Annotated in this window: 15 protein-coding genes; 6 read left to right on the forward strand and 9 right to left on the reverse strand. The window is 33.2% G+C overall.

What is annotated here, in order from left to right; all coding sequences use genetic code 11:
• Nucleotide 1: 1 nt before the first annotated feature.
• Nucleotides 2-1,744: a methyl-accepting chemotaxis protein gene (locus TX86_RS12480; RefSeq protein WP_042349126.1), complete on the reverse strand. Its 1,743-nt coding sequence runs from the start codon at nucleotides 1,742-1,744 to the stop codon at nucleotides 2-4.
• A gap of 364 nt (nucleotides 1,745-2,108) precedes the next feature.
• Here TX86_RS12480 and TX86_RS12485 point away from each other — a divergent pair, with 364 nt between their 5' ends.
• The 3 genes from TX86_RS12485 (at nucleotide 2,109) to TX86_RS25785 (ending at nucleotide 4,045) form a co-directional block, all read left to right on the forward strand.
• Nucleotides 2,109-2,294: a YkvS family protein gene (locus TX86_RS12485; protein WP_042349127.1), complete on the forward strand. Its 186-nt coding sequence runs from the start codon at nucleotides 2,109-2,111 to the stop codon at nucleotides 2,292-2,294.
• A 208-nt stretch (nucleotides 2,295-2,502) separates the two neighbouring features.
• Nucleotides 2,503-3,123: a CPBP family intramembrane glutamic endopeptidase gene (locus tag TX86_RS12490; protein WP_042349128.1), complete on the forward strand. Its 621-nt coding sequence runs from the start codon at nucleotides 2,503-2,505 to the stop codon at nucleotides 3,121-3,123.
• A 169-nt stretch (nucleotides 3,124-3,292) separates the two neighbouring features.
• Nucleotides 3,293-4,045, forward strand: coding sequence for a DUF8580 domain-containing lipoprotein (locus tag TX86_RS25785; protein WP_052343651.1), 753 nt, complete (start codon nucleotides 3,293-3,295; stop codon nucleotides 4,043-4,045).
• 156 nt (nucleotides 4,046-4,201) lie between these two features.
• Here the strand turns inward: TX86_RS25785 and TX86_RS12500 are convergent, their stop codons facing one another.
• Nucleotides 4,202-5,233, reverse strand: a complete 1,032-nt coding sequence (locus tag TX86_RS12500) for a YkvI family membrane protein (protein ID WP_042349129.1) — start codon at nucleotides 5,231-5,233, stop codon at nucleotides 4,202-4,204.
• A gap of 241 nt (nucleotides 5,234-5,474) precedes the next feature.
• On the opposite strand from TX86_RS12500, the gene TX86_RS12505 reads away from it, so the two are divergent.
• The 3 genes from TX86_RS12505 (at nucleotide 5,475) to TX86_RS12515 (ending at nucleotide 9,136) form a co-directional block, all read left to right on the forward strand.
• Nucleotides 5,475-6,962 (forward strand): ATP-binding protein, encoded by a 1,488-nt coding sequence (locus TX86_RS12505; RefSeq protein ID WP_042349130.1) that lies wholly within the window; start codon nucleotides 5,475-5,477, stop codon nucleotides 6,960-6,962.
• Between the two features lie 62 nt (nucleotides 6,963-7,024).
• Nucleotides 7,025-8,251, forward strand: coding sequence for an MFS transporter (locus TX86_RS12510; RefSeq protein WP_042349131.1), 1,227 nt, complete (start codon nucleotides 7,025-7,027; stop codon nucleotides 8,249-8,251).
• A gap of 156 nt (nucleotides 8,252-8,407) precedes the next feature.
• Entirely contained in the window at nucleotides 8,408-9,136 is a 729-nt protein-coding gene (locus tag TX86_RS12515; RefSeq protein WP_042349132.1) for a ZIP family metal transporter, read from the forward strand.
• 141 nt (nucleotides 9,137-9,277) lie between these two features.
• Here TX86_RS12515 and TX86_RS12520 read toward each other — a convergent pair whose 3' ends face one another.
• The 7 genes from TX86_RS12520 to TX86_RS12550 all read right to left on the reverse strand — a co-directional run bounded on the left by TX86_RS12520 (nucleotide 9,278) and on the right by TX86_RS12550 (nucleotide 18,677).
• Complete coding sequence (locus tag TX86_RS12520) at nucleotides 9,278-9,553, reverse strand: aspartyl-phosphate phosphatase Spo0E family protein (protein ID WP_042349133.1); 276 nt, start codon at nucleotides 9,551-9,553, stop codon at nucleotides 9,278-9,280.
• Between the two features lie 276 nt (nucleotides 9,554-9,829).
• Nucleotides 9,830-11,980, reverse strand: coding sequence for a PAS domain-containing sensor histidine kinase (locus TX86_RS12525; RefSeq protein ID WP_052343652.1), 2,151 nt, complete (start codon nucleotides 11,978-11,980; stop codon nucleotides 9,830-9,832).
• 171 nt (nucleotides 11,981-12,151) lie between these two features.
• Entirely contained in the window at nucleotides 12,152-14,431 is a 2,280-nt protein-coding gene (locus TX86_RS12530) for a thiamine pyrophosphate-dependent enzyme (protein ID WP_042349135.1), read from the reverse strand.
• The gene (locus TX86_RS12535; protein ID WP_042349136.1) at nucleotides 14,431-15,447 is read right to left on the reverse strand and encodes a 2-oxoacid:acceptor oxidoreductase family protein; all 1,017 of its coding nucleotides are present in this window, start codon (nucleotides 15,445-15,447) and stop codon (nucleotides 14,431-14,433) included. The genes TX86_RS12530 and TX86_RS12535 overlap by 1 nt, the downstream gene beginning before the upstream one ends.
• 385 nt (nucleotides 15,448-15,832) lie before the next feature.
• Nucleotides 15,833-16,378: a competence protein ComK gene (locus TX86_RS12540; RefSeq protein WP_042349137.1), complete on the reverse strand. Its 546-nt coding sequence runs from the start codon at nucleotides 16,376-16,378 to the stop codon at nucleotides 15,833-15,835.
• 159 nt (nucleotides 16,379-16,537) lie between these two features.
• Nucleotides 16,538-17,578, reverse strand: a complete 1,041-nt coding sequence (locus TX86_RS12545; RefSeq protein ID WP_042349138.1) for a DNA sulfur modification protein DndB — start codon at nucleotides 17,576-17,578, stop codon at nucleotides 16,538-16,540.
• Nucleotides 17,568-18,677 carry a DNA sulfur modification protein DndB gene (locus TX86_RS12550; protein WP_042349139.1) on the reverse strand — a complete coding sequence of 370 codons (1,110 nt, stop codon included), beginning with the start codon at nucleotides 18,675-18,677 and terminating at the stop codon, nucleotides 17,568-17,570. Before TX86_RS12550 ends, TX86_RS12545 begins: the two co-directional genes overlap by 11 nt.
• Nucleotides 18,678-18,714: the final 37 nt, after the last annotated feature.

The following is an 18,714-nucleotide window of genomic DNA, read 5'->3' on the forward strand; positions in this document are numbered from 1 at the left end:
ATTATTTTAATTTAAACATCTGAACCTTTTGTTGTAAATAGTCTGCCAGTCTTTCTAAGTTTTCTGCGGATGCTGTTATTTCTTGAATAGAAGCGGTCTGTTCTTCTGCTGACGACGCAACGTTTTGCGTATATTGCTGTGATGAATTAGAAATGGTCGCGATTTCTTCTGCCGAGCTAACTAGAGCAGACATTATTCGTTTAATCTCTACCATGGAAGTAGCAATCCCTCTTGATTGCCGTGAAATATCTGCGATTGACTTTGAAATATCCTGAAAAGCATCACCAGCTTGGTCAATAACACGTTTCCCTTCCCAAACCGATTCTTTCCCTGTTCCTAATGTTATAACAGCTTGTTTTGTTTCTTCTTGAATTAATTCAATCAATTCACCGATATTTCCAGAAGCGTTCGCTGATTGCTCTGCTAATTTTTTCACCTCATTCGCAACAATAGCAAATCCTTTTCCATGCTCACCTGCTCTTGCCGCTTCTATTGATGCATTTAAGGCCAATAAATTTGTTTGATCAGCAATTGCCCGTATAAAAATAAGAATCTTCCCGACTTTTTCTGAGTTATCTTGCAATAAAGTAGCGATTTTCACCATATTCTCCGTATTTTGAGCAATTGTATTCATATGAAGTATGCCACTATTAATTAATGCATAGCCTTCTTCAATAGTTTTTGAAGATTCTGACGCTGCGAGATCAAGTTTTTCCACGCCTTCGCTTATTAAGTCAACACGTTTAGATATTTGTACAGTTTCTGTTAATACTTCATCGATTTGCTGAGACTGATCTTCTGTTCCAGCAGCTACTTGAAGCATAGAAGTTGTAATATCTTCAGCTGCCTGACTTGTAAACTCACAACTGGAACTTAATTGTTGGGCCGAAGAAGCAACTTGATGGGATGAATGATTTATATCCATTACAAGATTTCTAAGATTATCTACCATAACTGTGTAATTTTCTGATAAAGTTCCGACTTCATCATTGTTTTTCACATTTATGTTAGTAACAGTTAAATTACCCTCCGCTATACGTTTAACTGCGTTTGCGATTTTTCTAAGGGGTATACCAAGATGTCGAGAGAAAAGAATTATGAAGATGGCACCAATAACTATAGTACAACCAATTGTAATACTTAACATGGTTAATATTTTATTAGCACCGCTATTGAAGTCACTTAAGTAGGAGCCTGATGCAACTACCCAATTCCAATGAGGATCTTTCTTTGAATATGTGATTTTTGTTGCTAGCTTATTGGGATCTGTTGGAAGAGCCCAATCATAGAGTGTATACCCTCCATTCTGTAAATCTGCTTTCTTTATAACATCACGAATAAAAAAAACTCCGTCTTTTGATCGTTCGTCATATAAATTATCCCCTTCTCTTACCGGATGCATTAACAAATTACCTTTAGCATCAAGAACATACATATATCCATACTCACCAATATCTATGTCTTTTGTAATAGGTCTTTTACCTTCATTATCATTTGCTCCCAGAAGTTGCTGTTTCACTTGTTCTTGAGCTTCTTCTAATGTTAATTCTCCATTTTCTACTTTTTTATTAGAAAGCGCTATCATTTTCATGGCGAAATTAACATCATTTTTCAAGCTGGTTTTAGCTAAGTTATTTAATTCTTGTTTAGAAATTGAATAACCGATTGCGCCGATAATAAGTCCAGGAATAATTAACAACATACTACACATCATAACAAGTTTCTTAAAGATAGATAGTCTCATTGGCCCCCTCCTTCATCCTTATTATGTCAATTAAATCTATTTTAAGATAGATGATAGCATAAAACAATAATCATATTTCCCAAAAATGAAAATTACTTTTTACCCATAGATAAAAAATTTTCACATTGAGAACTATTACCAGCTTATTTTTTCTTACTAGCTTGGCAATCGCTTGTTTTTACATTAATTTGAAAAGAATATTCAAAAAACACTTTACGTTTTATGCAAAATAGTGCAAACTGTTAAGTATATTTTTAAATATTTGATTTCACTCAAAAATTTATATTCTTTAAGTCATGGAAATTCATACGAGCAAACTGTTCTAATTACAAAGAAAAAATAGAATGCTAAAGGTGTGATTATGATGAAAATAGCACAAATAGGGAACTTAATTGAATTCAAAGGTGGATTACAAGGGATTGTAGAAAAGGTAAACGAAAATTCCGTAATTGTTGACTTAACATATATGGAGAATTATCGTGATCTTGAACTTGAACAAAAAACAGTAGTAAATCATAAGAATTACAAAATTATTAATTTAACTAGTTGATAAAAGTAAACGTTTGCATTTTATCATTGGTGAAACTTGAAAGAGAGTCGCAATATCCGGCTCTCTTTTACATTTAGCCTTGAATTATACACAGTTTTTTCGTTTACATGCCCTCATTTTGTTATATTGTATTGTAATATGGTTATTAATAAAATAAAATAACAACTATTATATTGCACTTCAACTAACTAGGAGGGAAAATCAATACATGAAATCATGTGCCAAGGATGGTAGATTAATTCTTGGGTTAATCAGCGCACATATACTTATATATATAACGTATCATAATACAACAGCCGTATTTTGGTATTTATACACAGCTAGTATTCTATTCTGTGTCAGTATAGCTATTACTTCAGAGAAAAATAAAGACATCCAATCTTCAATTAAAGAGAGTATTTTATACGGAGTCCTTTCAGGCGTTTTAATATATGCGATATTTGCACTTGGAAATACCATTATTCAATGGTTAGATATTTCATCTCTAACTAAAGATATTTCACGATTATATAAGCATTATAGCCCTTCACTTATATGGCATTTTATTGTGCTATTCCTGGTTATTATTCCAGGAGAAGAAATCTTTTGGAGAGGCTTTGTACAGAAAAGAATTAATGAGTATTTTCAAGGAAAATCAACGATTATCATTGCGACTGTTTTGTATGCACTACCTATGATTTATTCTCAAAATATCGCATTAATACTTGCTGGATTAACAGCTGGATTCATTTGGGCAGTATTGTACCAATGGAAGAGAAGTTTATCGCTAGTTATAATTTCTCACTTAATTTTTGATTTTTTATTACTGGTTATATTCCCATTTAGATAATCATAATCAATTGCAAAATACAACAATCAGTTCTATAGATTGAATAGAACTGATTGTTATATTACATAATCAATTTTAGTTTTCATAATTTTTACTCAAGTAATGTTACAAGAGACACAAAATACTTGGTATGATAGATATGAAGTTTACTATATTTGGAGGAATGAACATGAAAAAACTACCTTTAGTAATTTCCCTAATGGGTCTTCTACTTGTAGCTGGATGTGGTAATGACTCTGCAAGCGATGAAGGTAAGGAATCAAAGCCGTCGAGCGATGTTACTACTACTAATGAAACAAAACCAAAGACTGATGATCAAACGACTTCTAATAAAGAGCCAGAAAACGATGTAAGCAAGGAAACTAACAATACTCCATCTGAAAAGGAGACAACTTCAAATTCTGATACAAACACTACAGTAGAAAATGAAAAGAATTTAACTGAAAATAATCAAAAAGTTGAAAATACTACTGAAAAAATGATGAAATATCAATTACAAGGTCAGACAAAAGAAGAAAGTGCAAAATTATCAACAAGTGAAAATCAAGGGTATAAGATGTATCTTCTTCCTGAATACGAGCTTACAGGTGAAGAGCCAGGTAAAGATATGTTATACTTAAAAAATGCAGAACATATTTCTATGAGAATAGAATTATTACAAGAAAATCCGAATTGGGCTGTGTATGAGGAGAATATTCCAACTGAATTAGGAGACACAAATAGTACTATAACTAGTCCAACAGAATCAGCACTGCAAATTCCAAATGCTAAAATATATGAGGCTAGTAATGGTCAGGATCGCGTTACAATTTATCTAATTCAAGATGCCAAGCAACCTATGAAACTAACCATCTTCACAACTGAAAATGAAGACTACCGTATTCCAATGGTTGAAATGGCAAAAACAATTGTAAAGCAGTAATAATGAATAATCGGCAGATAGTGACCCCAAAATGTTGGACACACGCCAAATTATATATTAAAAGGCTTCCCAAAAGCGTTATAATCGCTTTTGGGAAGCCTTTTTCAATTACTTACTCATCGAAAAGATAACTTAAACCTTTGCCATTCAAAATAGCTATTCTTTACTCCGAAACAATAATAGTAAAAACACTAAACTTACATATCCAAATAGCGGATATAAAACGGATAATAATGTTCGATATTGTATGAGACTCACTAAATATGCTGCTAGTAATAATGCCAAAAATATTGACATGCTTTTCACATTAATGTATTTTTGCAACTGCTTTTCCAAGCCAAATATATTCCCTACTAACGAACTGAATATTTCACCATAAATAACAAAGATAAATACCCAATAAAAAGGAGTCGCTACACTCTTCATTAACTCCGCACTTGGAATATCATATTCTAAAATATTAGGAAGTGTAATTAATGATAGATGACTTGTTAATAAAATAAGTGTTAAGCAAATTCCACCTAACACTCCCCCACTTCGTATTATTGAAGGATTCTTTATTTCATATGCAACAGGAACAAGTACGGCCTGAGCAAGCGCTAAATTAAACGCACTATACAAAAAAGGGGATATAATACTCTTTAAATAATTAATCTCATTAGATATATATACAAAATCTTGAAAATAACCTGGCGTTCCTATTACTTGAACAAATAGTAACACACTGAACATAATCATAGAAGGGACAACCAACATATTCACAACAACTAAACCTTTAATTCCATTATGTAATACGATTAACGCTACAATTGCCGTAATCGCTACCCCTATCATTTTAGGCACCCCTACCTGCTCTTCAAACACTGCACCTGCTCCAGATAACATTACAGCTGTTACACCGAACAACATAACAAAAAATAAAATATTAATAAAAGGGCTCCATCTCTTACCAAACAAATGATTGTTTACTTCTTCATATGTTTTAGCATTTATAGATACAGAGAGTAACATAATTTTAGTACCTAATACTATAAATAAATAGCCAGCTAATAAAATAGATAGGAACCCTATAAATCCATATTTCGTGAAAAACTCAATAATTTCTCTTCCGGTTGCAAAACCCGCTCCTACTACTGTTCCTACATAAACAGCGGCAATTTGCCAAGCACCTGATAACTTAGAACGCATGCCAAGCCCCTCCTTACTACATTGTATGAAGTGGGCAAAGAAAATAGACAAGCTAAAATAAGAATTCCTCAGGAAACAGACTCTCACTAAATATCGATGTGTATAAGTTTATCTAATAGGGGAAAAAGGATCTGTTTGTTATAATGGTATATGCAGAAAATTACCAAGTTCATACATTGCAAATTTTTTCATTATTATAAATATATATAGCTAGATATCTTCTAATAGAAAGAGTGTCAACATGAATATAATACGGAAAAACATATTTCTATATACAGCCATCATTATTATTCCAACTATATTAGCAGTTTTATTATTCAAACAATACTTAGAGAATCAAGAAAAATTAGAATTACAACAAGATACACTCAAATTAGGTGAGCTACAGCAACAGTATATTCAAACATTAATAAAAGAAACAGTTAAAAGTCTTGATGTATTATCTATTGTTTCTTTAGATTTTGTGAATAAAAAGGAGGATATGAAAAGTTTATTGCTCAAAACAAAAAAAACCGATAAGAGATATGGGGATCTTTATCTCGTCAATGCAAAGGGGGTTGTAGTAACAGGCACGAAAGATGATTACAACGGAATAGAAGTAAGAGATAGTTATATAAAATCCTGTGCTAAACTTAAGCAAGCACAAGTAACCGTTGTAAAAGAAGATGGCTATAAAAAACTTATAACCGTTTGTAATCCAGTACTAGATGAGAATAATGCTATTTCTAGTTTTCTACTTGTTCAATTAAAGCTCGAATATATACAGAGCGTCCTTGAACTGTTAACTCCACAAATAGCAGTAAAGATAACCGACCAATTTGACAATAAAATATTCACAATCAATGATGATTTAAAGGTTGGAGATTATCAACAATCAATGCCGTTTGAGGATTTACCGTGGAAGTTACATATAAATCATCCACAACAGGAAATTAACATTGATTCAAATACAATCTTGCAATTTACTATTGTCTTCCTTATTGTAACGCATATCATATTTTTCGTGATTCAGTTTATGTTATTACAGCGTGATGCGATTAGACAAAAAAAGATACACGAAAGTCAAAAATTAAAAATGTTAGGTACTCTAGCAGCTACTACTGCTCATGAAATCAAAAACCCATTAACAGGTATAAAAGGATTAGTACAGCTATTAAGTGAAAAGTATCAAAATAATCAAGACCAAATGTATTTCTCAGTTATTCAACAAGAAATAACACGAATTAATGAAATTGTTAATGAATTTCTTGTACTAGGGAAACCAAGTGCTCATCCACTTGAAATTGTTGATTTAAAAGCTGTCGTAGCCGAAATTCAACCCATATTACAAGTAGAATCTAATAACCATTCTACGATTCTTTACGTTAACAATACGGAAGAAGATCTATTTGTTTGTTGTTTGAAGGATCAAATCAAACAAGTAATTCTTAATATTACTAAAAACAGCTTTGAAGCTTCTAGCCCTGGTGATCAAGTTGCTATCTCTGTTGCTAAGGAGCAAGCTAACGCTATTCTTACTATTGAAGATAATGGAAAAGGAATGTCAAAAAGCACATTAAAGAAAATTTTTGAACCCTTTTATACGACTAAAAACTATGGAACGGGTTTAGGACTTTATGTTTGTAAAAGAATTATTACAAACTTTAACGGAACCATTACTATTAATAGCAAACGACATATCGGAACTACAATTACGATTGTTTTACCTATAGTGGATTCTAAGAAATAGACAATCTAATCAATTTGTTGCTCCTTTACGGTCATATCATTATTAACGAGGAGGATGAGACTATGGGTAGTTCCATTAGTAACATACAACCAAATACAATATCTAAACAAGCGAATCAAACAGCTTATAAATTTTTATTTATCATGGGTTTTTGCCATTTATTAAATGATACCCTTCAAGCCGTTGTGCCTGCCATGTTCCCAATCTTAGAAAAAGAATTACTGTTATCATATACACAACTTGGCTTAATTGCCTTCTCTTTGAACATGGTTTCTTCAGTTATGCAGCCTATTGTTGGCTGGTATACGGATAGTAGACCAATGCCTTATGCACTTCCTATAGCTATGTTAAGTACAATGATTGGAATGATACTACTCGCCACTGCTCCATCTTATAATATGATTATCGTATCTGTTATTTTAATAGGAATAGGCTCTGCAATCTTTCATCCAGAAGGTTCTAGAGTAGTACATATGGCAGCTGGATCTAAGAAGGGACTTGCACAATCCATCTATCAAGTTGGTGGTAATGGCGGTCAAGCACTTGCTCCACTTATTACTGCATTAATATTATTACCAATTGGACAAATTGCTGGACTTACTTTCGCTCCACTAGCATTACTAGCAAGTCTGTTATTATTCTATATCGCTCGTTGGTATGCAAAACAAATTAAATTATTCCCTAAAGCAAAGAAAAAAGCTGGTGACTCTAAAAAACTTTCTTCAAGAGTCTGGACAGCTTTAGGCATCATTTTATTCTTAATCTTTGCACGCTCTTGGTACATATCAGCAATGACCAATTTTTTTGCTTTTTACATGATGAAGCAATACGATTTCTCTGCAGGACGAGCACAAATTTTTATATTTGTATTTCTACTTGCAGGAGCTTGTGGTACATTTTTTGGCGGCCCACTAGCAGACCGATTTGGTAAAAAGACAATTATTGTTATATCTATGCTTGCCTCAGCTCCTTTAACCGCTATTTTACCTTTTGTACCTTCTTATATTGCCTTATTACTATTGCTGATAATTGGCTTTATTTTAATGTCGAGCTTCTCTGTAACGGTTGTTTACGCCCAAGAGCTTGTACCTGGTAAAGTTGGCACAATGGCTGGTTTAACCGTAGGATTAGCATTCGGAATGGGGGCTATTGGCTCCATTGTAATTGGAAGTATGGCGGATAATATGGGACTTGTTGCAACAATTCAATTGATGGGATTTCTACCACTATTAGGATGCTTAAGCTTTTTATTACCTTCTGATCAATCTTTGCGAACAAAAACTAATTAGATGTAATTTTTTTATAGGAATATTTAAGAATGATTTAAATTTCTTTTGAAGTAACATAATTTCTTACAAATGAAATACACTAATGTATACAAGCTATTCAGTATGATTGACTCAACACTACAGCCATTATAATGAATCTAAGAACGGAGATATTTAATGAGTACTGTGTTAATTGGAAGTATATTATCTGCTATGTCCACAGGGCTTGGTGCACTGATTATATTGTTTGTTTCTAATTCACTAACACATCGCTTTAAAGATATTTTACTAGCTTTTACTGCCGGGATAATGATGGCAGCTTCTATGTTAGGATTAATCCCTGAAGCACTATCTCAAGGTGGATATATCCCATTATGTATTGGCATATACTTTGGCGTCGTTACTTTAACGGCGCTAGAACAAAGTATACCGCATATGGATTTAGGCCACACATCAAAAAACATCCAGTTTGATGAGAAAGCCCTTCTTATCATTTCAGCCATTACATTACATAATATCCCCGAAGGTTTATCTGTAGGTGTAAGCTATGCCTCTTCTAAAAGTGATACGGGGGATTTAATTGCCTTTGCTATCGGTTTACAAAATGCTCCTGAAGGCTTTCTTGTTGCACTTTTTCTTTTAAATCAGCAAATCTCAAAAACAAGAGCATTTATTATCGCTACCCTAACAGGTTCAATTGAGATTGTAACTGCCCTACTTGGCTTCTATTTAACTTCTTATTTAGAGAATCTTGTTCCTTATGGGCTAGCCTTTGCTGCTGGAGCAATGCTTTTTATTATTTATAAAGAACTAATACCTGAAAGTCATGGAGATGGTAATGAACGTGCTGCTACACACTCATTTATTATAGGATTACTTGTTATGATTTTATTAATAGGAGTCTAGAAGGCTGTTTCACGCTACCAGATAATGCTCCTTTGACAACAGCCTTTTGCTGTATTCGAGATTATTTATCGTATGTCGTAAACCGCTTTATTACATTTAATACTTCTAATTAAGAAGGCCTTAATTACCACTACATATTAACTATAAATTTGGCAATATGAAAAGAAGATTGATAAATTGCAACTGTAGTGTTTTTTCCAATACTTTTCGATATTTTGCTGGCACTTTAGAATAAACATACGTTTTTCTTTTTGGCTTTGATAAATGCTTTTGATATTCATTTATTAATTGATCTAATTCTTGGCTAATGCGTATCGTTCTTTCGTGAGTATAACCAAATACATTAGCAACGTATATCATCTCCTCTCTCACGTCTTGAATTTCAAAAAACAATCGATTTAATGATTCTTCTTTCATCTTCTTTGTAACTCCCTCTCCAAATCAATATTCTTTCTTCTATTTTTGAATTATTACAAACTCTTCAAAAAATGTAAACACATTCGCAAATATAGACAAAATATTATATAATAACCTATTTTTTCAATGTCATTTTTCTGTAAATTCGACAGCATTGTTTATTTTTTTCATAAAGAAAACTGACAAAGATTTACCATCGTCAGTTTTCCTTCCTCACTTTAATTTCTTGTATTTTTTACAAGTATTTCATATTTTAACCATCTACACTAATTTCGGTTATATCCATTCTTCGAAATCAATATGATAGGGTAAGAAAATAGAAAATACTGTTCCCTTATTAACTATACTTTCTACCTCAATCCACCCCTTATGCTCTTCAATAATTTTATAACTAACCATTAGCCCAAGACCTGTTCCCCGATCCTTTGTCGTATAAAACGGTTCTCCCAATTTTTTTACTTTTTCTTCAGGAATCCCACATCCCTCATCAGAAATGCTAATCTTAACCATTTTTTCATTATGTAAGGTCGTTGAAATAGTGATATAACCACCACTTCCCATAGACTCAATTGCATTTTTTATAATATTAATAAACACTTGTTTTAATTGATTCGATTCACAGTACAATAATAATGGATTTTCATATAATTGCTTTACAAAAACGATATTATATAATATTGACTCTGCACTTAATAAGGTAATTGTTTCTTCCACAATGATATTAATATCCTGTTCTTCATATTGAACGGCTTGTGGTTTAGCTAATATAAGGAATTCAGTAATAATTAAATCAATTCTTTTCAATTCCGAAGTTATAATATCGAAATAATTAGAGAAATCCTCTTGGACGCTACTTTGGAGTAATTGGATAAATCCTTTTAAAGCCGTCATCGGATTTCGAATTTCATGCGCAATTCCTGCTGCTAATTCCCCAACAACCGATAGTGTATCGGACTTTCGTAATTGCTCTTGTAATTCTAGCTTTTCCGTTACTACTTTAAACACAGTTAAATGCAAACCTGATACTAAGTTTTTCTTCGTCGAAATCTCAAGATGCATCGTTTTACCATCAAAATCTGTAAAAGAAAGAACCTCTTCTACATTATTTTGTTTTTCAAGCTTCTGCCTCATCCTGTCCAAGCCATTGTCTATTTGCGAAATATAGCTAAGTAACTCATCTACAGACATCGATTTAATTCTTTTTTTCGATAGCTTAAGAATTTTCGAGCCTACTTCGTTAACGTCAAATATCTGATTAGCCTTCCATAAAATTAATCCATCTGACATTCCATCAAATATTTTCCGAAATTGCTTTTCACTTTTTCTTAGCTTTACTTCCATTTCATATCTTTCACTGACATTTCGAAAAATAGTAATACTTTTATTCGTACCATCCATTTTCTTTGCGGTAAATTCCAAGAGCTTTCTTTGTCCATTCGGCATCAAATAGAATAATTCTTCTCTTATTTCTCCTGTTTGTAAAAAACGAGATGAAACTTCATGAAATTTCTTATCTTTCTTCATGATAAAATCATTGATCTCCGAACCCACTAATGTTTCTTTTGGAAGTTCAAAAATATCACAAGCTACCTCATTAGCTTCTAAAATAAAGCCTTCACCATCTACCAATACAATAGCATCTATCGCTTGCTCAAAAATATATGAAAATATTTCCTTACTTTCTTTCAACTGTAACTCTATTAGTTTCTTTTCTGTGACATCCTTGAATACGCTTATTAATTGCTGGTTATAGATGTTTTGATACATACTAAAGTCAAAGAAAAACGTTTGCTCATTAATCTGTAGCTCTACTGTATTTTCTACATTACCTTGCTCCAATACGATTTCCCAATCTTCTAGCCATTTTCTTTGAGACTGACTTGAGAGCATTTCATGAAATACTTTTCCAATCAATTGTTCCTTATGTAAACCTACGATTGATAAAAAGGCTCCATTTACATCAATCAATTGACCTTGAATATCAAATAGTAATATCCCATCTGTAACCTTCGTAAATACATCTTGAAACAAATTAGTTGCAATTAACAAATCATTTTCATTTTTTTTATAAGAGGTTATATCTCTTAATACAAAGAAATAATAGTCCCCCTCATGATGTGCCTCAAACTCAATATGAGTTTTAATACCTAGCTCATCATTTACTAACCATTCATCATTATAATGCCCTTTATTTTTTAATATTGCCATTTGATATTGTAATACTTCGTCAGGAACTAAATTTATGAAACACCGAATTGAATTTCCTATACAAGCCTCCCTACTTGTTTGCAATATCTTTAATGCTTGTTTATTTATTTTGACTACTTCTAAATGTTCATTAGTAATAATCAAGGCATCTCGTGATTGATGAAAAAAAGTCTCATAAGGAATACTATCCCGTTCCTCTTGATTTTCCCTAATTTGCACCAGCTTCTCTCCTCCCTATTATCAACTTTGAAATACTATAATCAAAATAATATTCTACAAACCGGTAATCATTTCCTATATAAAAACTAAGATTTTCATAAAAAAAGAGATTGTCCGAAATTCAACTTCCGGACAATCTCTTCTACATGACACTATAATTGTGCTTCTGTATTAAAGAAATGGTGTTTCATGCTTAACTAACAATTTACTCCATCTCTTATCCACTTCTTCTTTAAATTCCTCAAGCATTTGTTTATTTTCCTCTCGTAGCAAATGCTTTGATTTTCCCATATATCGAAGCCAATCTTCTAATGGAATACGTTTCTTCCTTGTCTCTGGGTTATAAGTGATTGTTGTTTCACCTTGTTCCACTTCATAAAGTGGGAAGAAACATGAATTTACTGCAGCTTCCATTATCGTATTTCCATAACGATCTTCTGATTTCCAATTTAGTGGACATGTAATAAGAATTTTCCCATATACCGTTCCTACATTTTGAGCATACCATTGCGCTTTTGCTGCTTTCTTAATTAAATCTTGTGGAAATGCTTCCGATCCTGTAAATACATAAGGAATATTCGTTGCAGCCATGATTTGAGGCGTATCTTTATGATGGAATGCCTTCCCTTGCTGTGTTTTACCTATGCTTGTCGTACTTGTCATATGACCAAAAGGAGTCGAATAACTCATTTGTGATCCAGTATTCATATAGCCCTCATTGTCATACTCCAACATGATTACTTTATGATTACGTAATGCCGTTCCAATAGCTGACCCCATTCCGATATCCATACCGCCATCGCCTGTTATCATGACGAATGTTACATCATCAGCTACTTCGATTTCGCCACGACGTTTTAATTCAAAAAAGGCTTCAGCTGTTCCTGATAACGTCGCTGGACCGTTTTGAAATAAATTATGAATCATTGTTTGTTTATGGGAGGAATGTGGATAGGCCGTCGATACAACATAGGCACATCCTGTTTGGAAAAGCACAACAACATCGCCTTCTATCCCCTTAAAGAACAACTCAAGTCCAGAAAAAATCCCACAACCTGGACAAGCACCATGACCAGAAGCTAATCTTTTTGGCTTTGTCGTTAAAGCTCGTAAAGGTGGAATTTTAACCTTTAACTTCCCATCTTCTTGTTGCTCAACCTTAACCAAGCCTGTTTTATAAGCATCACCATGCATCGGTTCAATGATTGGTTGTAACGCATCTTCCTTGCGTCCTGGATTAACCCCATAATAATCAAAAGTAGGGACATGATGTCCTTGTTCTTGAACTTGCAAAGTCAAATCAAAAAACGCCAACGCATCCTCCGTATAAAAATCTTTGCCACCCAATCCAAATACTCGACTTAATACAAGCGTTTCATTTTCTGAATCCTCTTGTAGCGCTGATTTAATTTCATGAGTTAAATTAGGACCATGTGCTCCGTATGAATCTGCACGTTCACCTACTAAAAGAACTTTCACATTCTTGAGAGCCTTACGTATTTCTTCTGCAGGAAACGGACGAATCATATTCGTTCCTAAAACACCTGCTTTAATTCCTTGTTTTCTTAAAGCATCTACTGCATCCTTTGCTGTTTCACCTGCTGAATTTAACAAGAACAATGCAACTTCTGCATCATCCATTTGATATGAATTTAACACATCATAGTTACGACCAGAGATAGCAGCATACTCTTTAGTTACTTCTTTATATACATCATAGGCTTCATACATAGCATTTGATTGTTGATAGTGATTATTAATTAAATCATCACCATTCATATGCGCACCTATTGTAACTGGTTTCTTTGGATCTCGAACGAAATGATAGTCTGTCGGACATTCTCCGACAAATTGTTGAACCACTTCACGATCTTTAAAATATTGCACTTTACGCTTCTGATGGGAAGTAAAGAAGCCATCATATGCGACAATAACAGGTAAACGCACTTTTGAATGCTCAGCTATTTTGAGTGCCATAATATTCATATCATAGACGGCTTGAGGTGTACTTGCAGTTAAAATAACCCACCCCGTATTTAAAGCAAAATATAAATCCGAATGATCACCACGAATATCTAATGGACCACTAATCGAACGCGTAACTAAATTCATAACCATCGGAAATCTTGTACCTGCTTGAACAGGTAATTGCTCTAGCATATACATCAAACCATTGGCACTTGTTGCATTAAACACCCGAGCGCCCGTTACAGCTGCTCCGTAACAAATCCCAGCAGACCCATGCTCTCCATCCGCTGCAATTAACTCAATATCATGCTGCCCTCTAGCTTTCATCGCATCTAATAATTGTGCTATTTCTGTTGAAGGTGTAATAGGAAAGTATCCCATAAGATGATAATTGATTTGTGCCGCCGCAAGAGCTGCCATTTCATTACCAGATTCAAATGTTGTAGCTTGAGATTCCGTAATCGTATTCTCTTGAATTGTCATTATGATTTTACACCTCCAGTAATATAAGGATGATTTTGCTTAACTGTATGATCTTGTGCGTAGTTCAATTCTTCACGCATTTCACTTAATGACGTTGTTGGACATGCTTCCACACATTTTAAGCAACCTTTACAATACTGATAATCGATTCCTTTTAAGAACATATTCTTTCGTCCACGCTTGTCTTCTCCTTCTTCCCATACGAAACAAAAATCCGGGCACACATTATCACACGCTGCACAATGTATGCATGTATTAGGATCATACGCTGGAAGGAATCCTTGTCTGGAACCACTTACATCTTTAAGAATACTATTTCCTTGAGCAATTATGGTGCCACCAATACTTTGTGAATCGTAACCTAACACAGGTTGTGATTGATTGAACAAAGGTTCATTATCTGAATCCTCTTCCTTAAACACTTTAAAAGTAACTTCCTCATACCCTCTATTAAATGTCTTAATATTCGGTTCAACTAAATGAGGATATTTCTTCTCAAATGTTTTTCTAATAACAGCTCGCATTGCATCTGGATCTAAAAAATCACATATTCTAAATAGTGCTCCAAGCATTGCTGTATTTACCTTTGTTTTTTCTTCAACCGCAATTCCTAACGCATCCACAATGGCTAAGGTACCTGATTTCATCCCTAAATCATGTTTGACATTTTCAAAATCTCGCACTGAATTAACTAGAACTACACCATTAGGTTGCAAACCTTTCACGACGTCTACCATCTTATATAAAGCCTCATGAAATACACCAATCACATGAGGTTCTTCAATTGGGCTATGATCTCGAATTTCCACATCAGGGTCACAAAAACGAATAAATCCTTTTACTGGCGAACCCTTCTTCTCTGAACCGTATGATGAGAAATTACAACCATTCAAACCTAAGCCAAGTACGCCAGCTTCAGCTAACATTTTCCCCGCAAGATTTGCACCTAAGCCTCCAATTGATTCTAAGCGAATTTCAAAAAAACCAAGTTGATTTTTTTGTGGTAATAAAGACATTTAACCCCTCCTTAATCTATTCGTTTCACACCTATTCTCTATTAAAGAAAATTGTGAAATAGTACTTTTATTTATAAATAAGCTCCATCATGAAACAAAGCCTTATATAATCATTCTTTAGAAATAAATACCAAAAAGCAAAAAAAGTTTCCCTTTCTATTTTATGAGAAATACTAATTATTAGCTGTATTATTTTTTATAATTACTTACTTTTTTACTGGAACAGATAGAAATTTTTGTGAAATAACATGTATTTAAAAGGATATAATTCTATATAACAGATGCACTGTAAAATAAAAACAGGAATATAATAGTAATTTTAAGCACAACAAAAAAGCAATGCCAATTGAATTGTAATCTTTCAGATGACATTACTTTTTACGTTCTATTCTTTTTTCTTAATTGTATAATTTAGCTCGTCTAGTTCCTTGATAATCATATAACCATCTAGTTGCTTAAATAAGCTATAAAATGGTTCTTCAACCATCGCTTTATATTGTCTAGCCAGATTTAATTTATCACAGAACTGTTTCTTCCTCATTGAAACAATGATTACATGCCCGCAGCTTAAATAAACACGAGTTCGTTGTAGGCTTTCTTTTTCAAAACCTTCTATATGATGTAAAGCTATCCATATACAATAGTGATTTTTCGGCGATTGATCTGATAGGAAATAGATATGATGTAATCCGCTAATCTTTATAGGTACCATATAACGCTCTCCAAGATGATACTTAGCAGCTTTAACAGCCCCTTTATACTCGCCGCCAAATTGTAACAATGATTCTTGAATAATAAGTAGCGGCTTTTGTTGAACAATAAAAATATTATTTCCTTCCAGTACTCTGCTAAATAGCTCTCCATGTTCACTAAAAAATGGTGTAATCGCAATGGTGTTTTGGTTAATACAATAACTCTTTCGTACTTCCATGATTCGATACACTCCTTCAGTAATTCAAATGTTTCAAATTATAGAAAAAAGAGGGTATACTAACTTATGAGTTGGTATATCCATCTCAGCTATACCCATAAGCACCGAGTCCTCTCAAGACTTGCTTATGGGTTTTACTTTGTACAATTCACATTACTCTCACCTCCCTTCGGCTTCCAACCACGCTACTATTTCCAATAATGTACCTTTTTTTGAATCAATATAATATAGTTGTTGCTTCCCTCTTCTCGTACCTTTAAATTGTTGCCATCGTGGATTATCACGGCTCCATTCGATATGGTTAAGCGCTTTCATTTTGTTCGCAATATTCTGTTTTCTATTTTCGAAAGATTGCCCCCATTGATTTTTATTTACATATAGAGCTATCCCTAAAAGCATTTGAAAATTCGAGAAGATGGAGCAAAGATCATTTCCGATTGTTTCTGGTGGACACAAAGCAAACAATTCACCAAACCAACTATTTACTAGTTGAACATACTCTTCTTCTTCTAGTATTAATTCTGTATCAATCTCTTGTTTATTATATAACAATTTTTTACATATAAAAATATTAACTAGTTGTCTTAATTGTGATAATGATAGAAGCTTTTTATTTGCTGGTCGTATCATTGATCGTTTCTCCATCTCAACTCCAGCAATCTGTAGGAGTTGATTATTCGCTAAAATATTGTTTGTAATTCGATTCAGTAAACTACGTGAATCATATGAAATTCGTTTTGACAGAGATACTTTCTTCCCTTTTATATTTAAGTCGATATAAAGTTGATTTGCTTCGTCTGTTGAAAGCTCCCCAATTAATTGAATAGCAATACTAGTTTCAGTAAATATATTTAATAATTTATAGCCATTTTTGATCATAGCTGTGCTTTCATTATTAATGGCTCTCTGAATATAATCCCTTAACTGGATAATCGCTTTTAATCGATGAGAACCATCTATAATATTTAAACAAATTGGCTGCTCTCGAATAATATCTTGATTACATACTGCAGCTACTAGAGGAGGAAAGTATATACTCTGGCTAATCGCATTCTCTAACATATAATCCTTAATTCGCTTCACGCGCGCCTGATTTGTGTTTCGTAGAACAAGCTTTCCTTCTTCAGAGAATGTCATAATGTCATTAATCGACAAATAAATTAATCGTTGTTGTTTGGAAAAGATATTATTAATAATCATTTGAGAAGTTTCCTTTCTCTACTATGATCTTCAAAAAGTTTTTAGCAGTTCTCTTTATGTTAAGTGTATCTGAGTGATACTTAACCTTCTTAGTTTGTGCATCAAATATATGCTCAAAGCAAGGATTAACATGTGACCAGTTACACTCAGCTTTCAGTAGAATTAATTGATCAATTGCCTCATTATATGGGAGCCCATAATCTTTCCTTAGTAAAAACACGGTATAAGCTAAAGAGATTTGAATACCAGTTAAACCTGAAACATATTTTTTACGATTTTCCATCTTTTTAGGAAAGATTTTCTTCCACATGGAGAAGAATTGCACACCACAATTCTCCATATCTTCTATTGAAATATACATAGAACTCGGCTTACCTTTTTTGACTGTTAATATACCTTCAAACAAAGCTACTATGCATTTTTTCATTATAGCCAATGAAGTGAGTGCTGCACTATTAGACGAAACTCTAGATAATTTTTGCTCTATTTCAAATAAATCATCTACATTACTAGCTATGTTTCGCGTTATTTCTGCATACTTATCTCGATAGTCATATTGCATAATTAAACCGTTATGAGATTCTCTTCTTTCTGTATTTAAATCTGTAAAAAGTAAGCGTTCGTTTTGTGTATCTAAATTCAAATAAATTTGCATTGGTACAGGGTATTCTTTTAATTTATCAATAAGTATTTGTTGTTGTTTCGCTTTTTCAAATTGACCTAATTCTTCAAATGTTTCCTTGCGAGCTACTAAATGATTCATAGCTGACTTCAAAGCCGAACACCTGTGCTGTCCATCGATTATATATAGCTTACTACCGGGTACTAGCTCCCATTCACCCTCTTTATTTTGTTTTATAGCCCCTCTTGACGAAAAGACAAATGTTGAAAAAATAAACTCAAAATCCGACTCAAGAGCTTGAAGAATAAACTCTCTGATTTGCAACCTTCGACCAGGATCAAGCTTCCTTTGCACTTCTGAATCAACTTCAAAAATAGCCTCTAATGTCGGAAAGCGCATTTGAGTTAATAGTATTTCTTTTCCAAATTGTTGATAAGATTCTCCATATATTTTCGATACAATTCCAACATTCGACACTTATTATCACTCCTTCATGATTCATTATCCTATTTAA

Source organism: Bacillus massiliigorillae (assembly GCF_000380245.2).
Taxonomy (GTDB): Bacteria; Bacillota; Bacilli; order Bacillales; family DSM-1321; genus Bacillus_AD; species Bacillus_AD massiliigorillae.

Excerpts from the sequence above, each read along its gene's own strand:
- TX86_RS12480 (WP_042349126.1), bottom strand. The coding sequence starts at position 1,744 with ATGAGACTATCTATCTTTAAGAAACTTGTTATGATGTGTAGTATGTTG.
- TX86_RS12485 (WP_042349127.1), top strand. The coding sequence starts at position 2,109 with ATGAAAATAGCACAAATAGGGAACTTAATTGAATTCAAAGGTGGATTA.
- TX86_RS12490 (WP_042349128.1), top strand. The coding sequence starts at position 2,503 with ATGAAATCATGTGCCAAGGATGGTAGATTAATTCTTGGGTTAATCAGC.
- TX86_RS25785 (WP_052343651.1), top strand. The coding sequence starts at position 3,293 with ATGAAAAAACTACCTTTAGTAATTTCCCTAATGGGTCTTCTACTTGTA.
- TX86_RS12500 (WP_042349129.1), bottom strand. The coding sequence starts at position 5,233 with ATGCGTTCTAAGTTATCAGGTGCTTGGCAAATTGCCGCTGTTTATGTA.
- TX86_RS12505 (WP_042349130.1), top strand. The coding sequence starts at position 5,475 with ATGAATATAATACGGAAAAACATATTTCTATATACAGCCATCATTATT.
- TX86_RS12510 (WP_042349131.1), top strand. The coding sequence starts at position 7,025 with ATGGGTAGTTCCATTAGTAACATACAACCAAATACAATATCTAAACAA.
- TX86_RS12515 (WP_042349132.1), top strand. The coding sequence starts at position 8,408 with ATGAGTACTGTGTTAATTGGAAGTATATTATCTGCTATGTCCACAGGG.
- TX86_RS12520 (WP_042349133.1), bottom strand. The coding sequence starts at position 9,553 with ATGAAAGAAGAATCATTAAATCGATTGTTTTTTGAAATTCAAGACGTG.
- TX86_RS12530 (WP_042349135.1), bottom strand. The coding sequence starts at position 14,431 with ATGACAATTCAAGAGAATACGATTACGGAATCTCAAGCTACAACATTT.
- TX86_RS12535 (WP_042349136.1), bottom strand. The coding sequence starts at position 15,447 with ATGTCTTTATTACCACAAAAAAATCAACTTGGTTTTTTTGAAATTCGC.
- TX86_RS12540 (WP_042349137.1), bottom strand. The coding sequence starts at position 16,378 with ATGGAAGTACGAAAGAGTTATTGTATTAACCAAAACACCATTGCGATT.
- TX86_RS12545 (WP_042349138.1), bottom strand. The coding sequence starts at position 17,578 with ATGATTATTAATAATATCTTTTCCAAACAACAACGATTAATTTATTTG.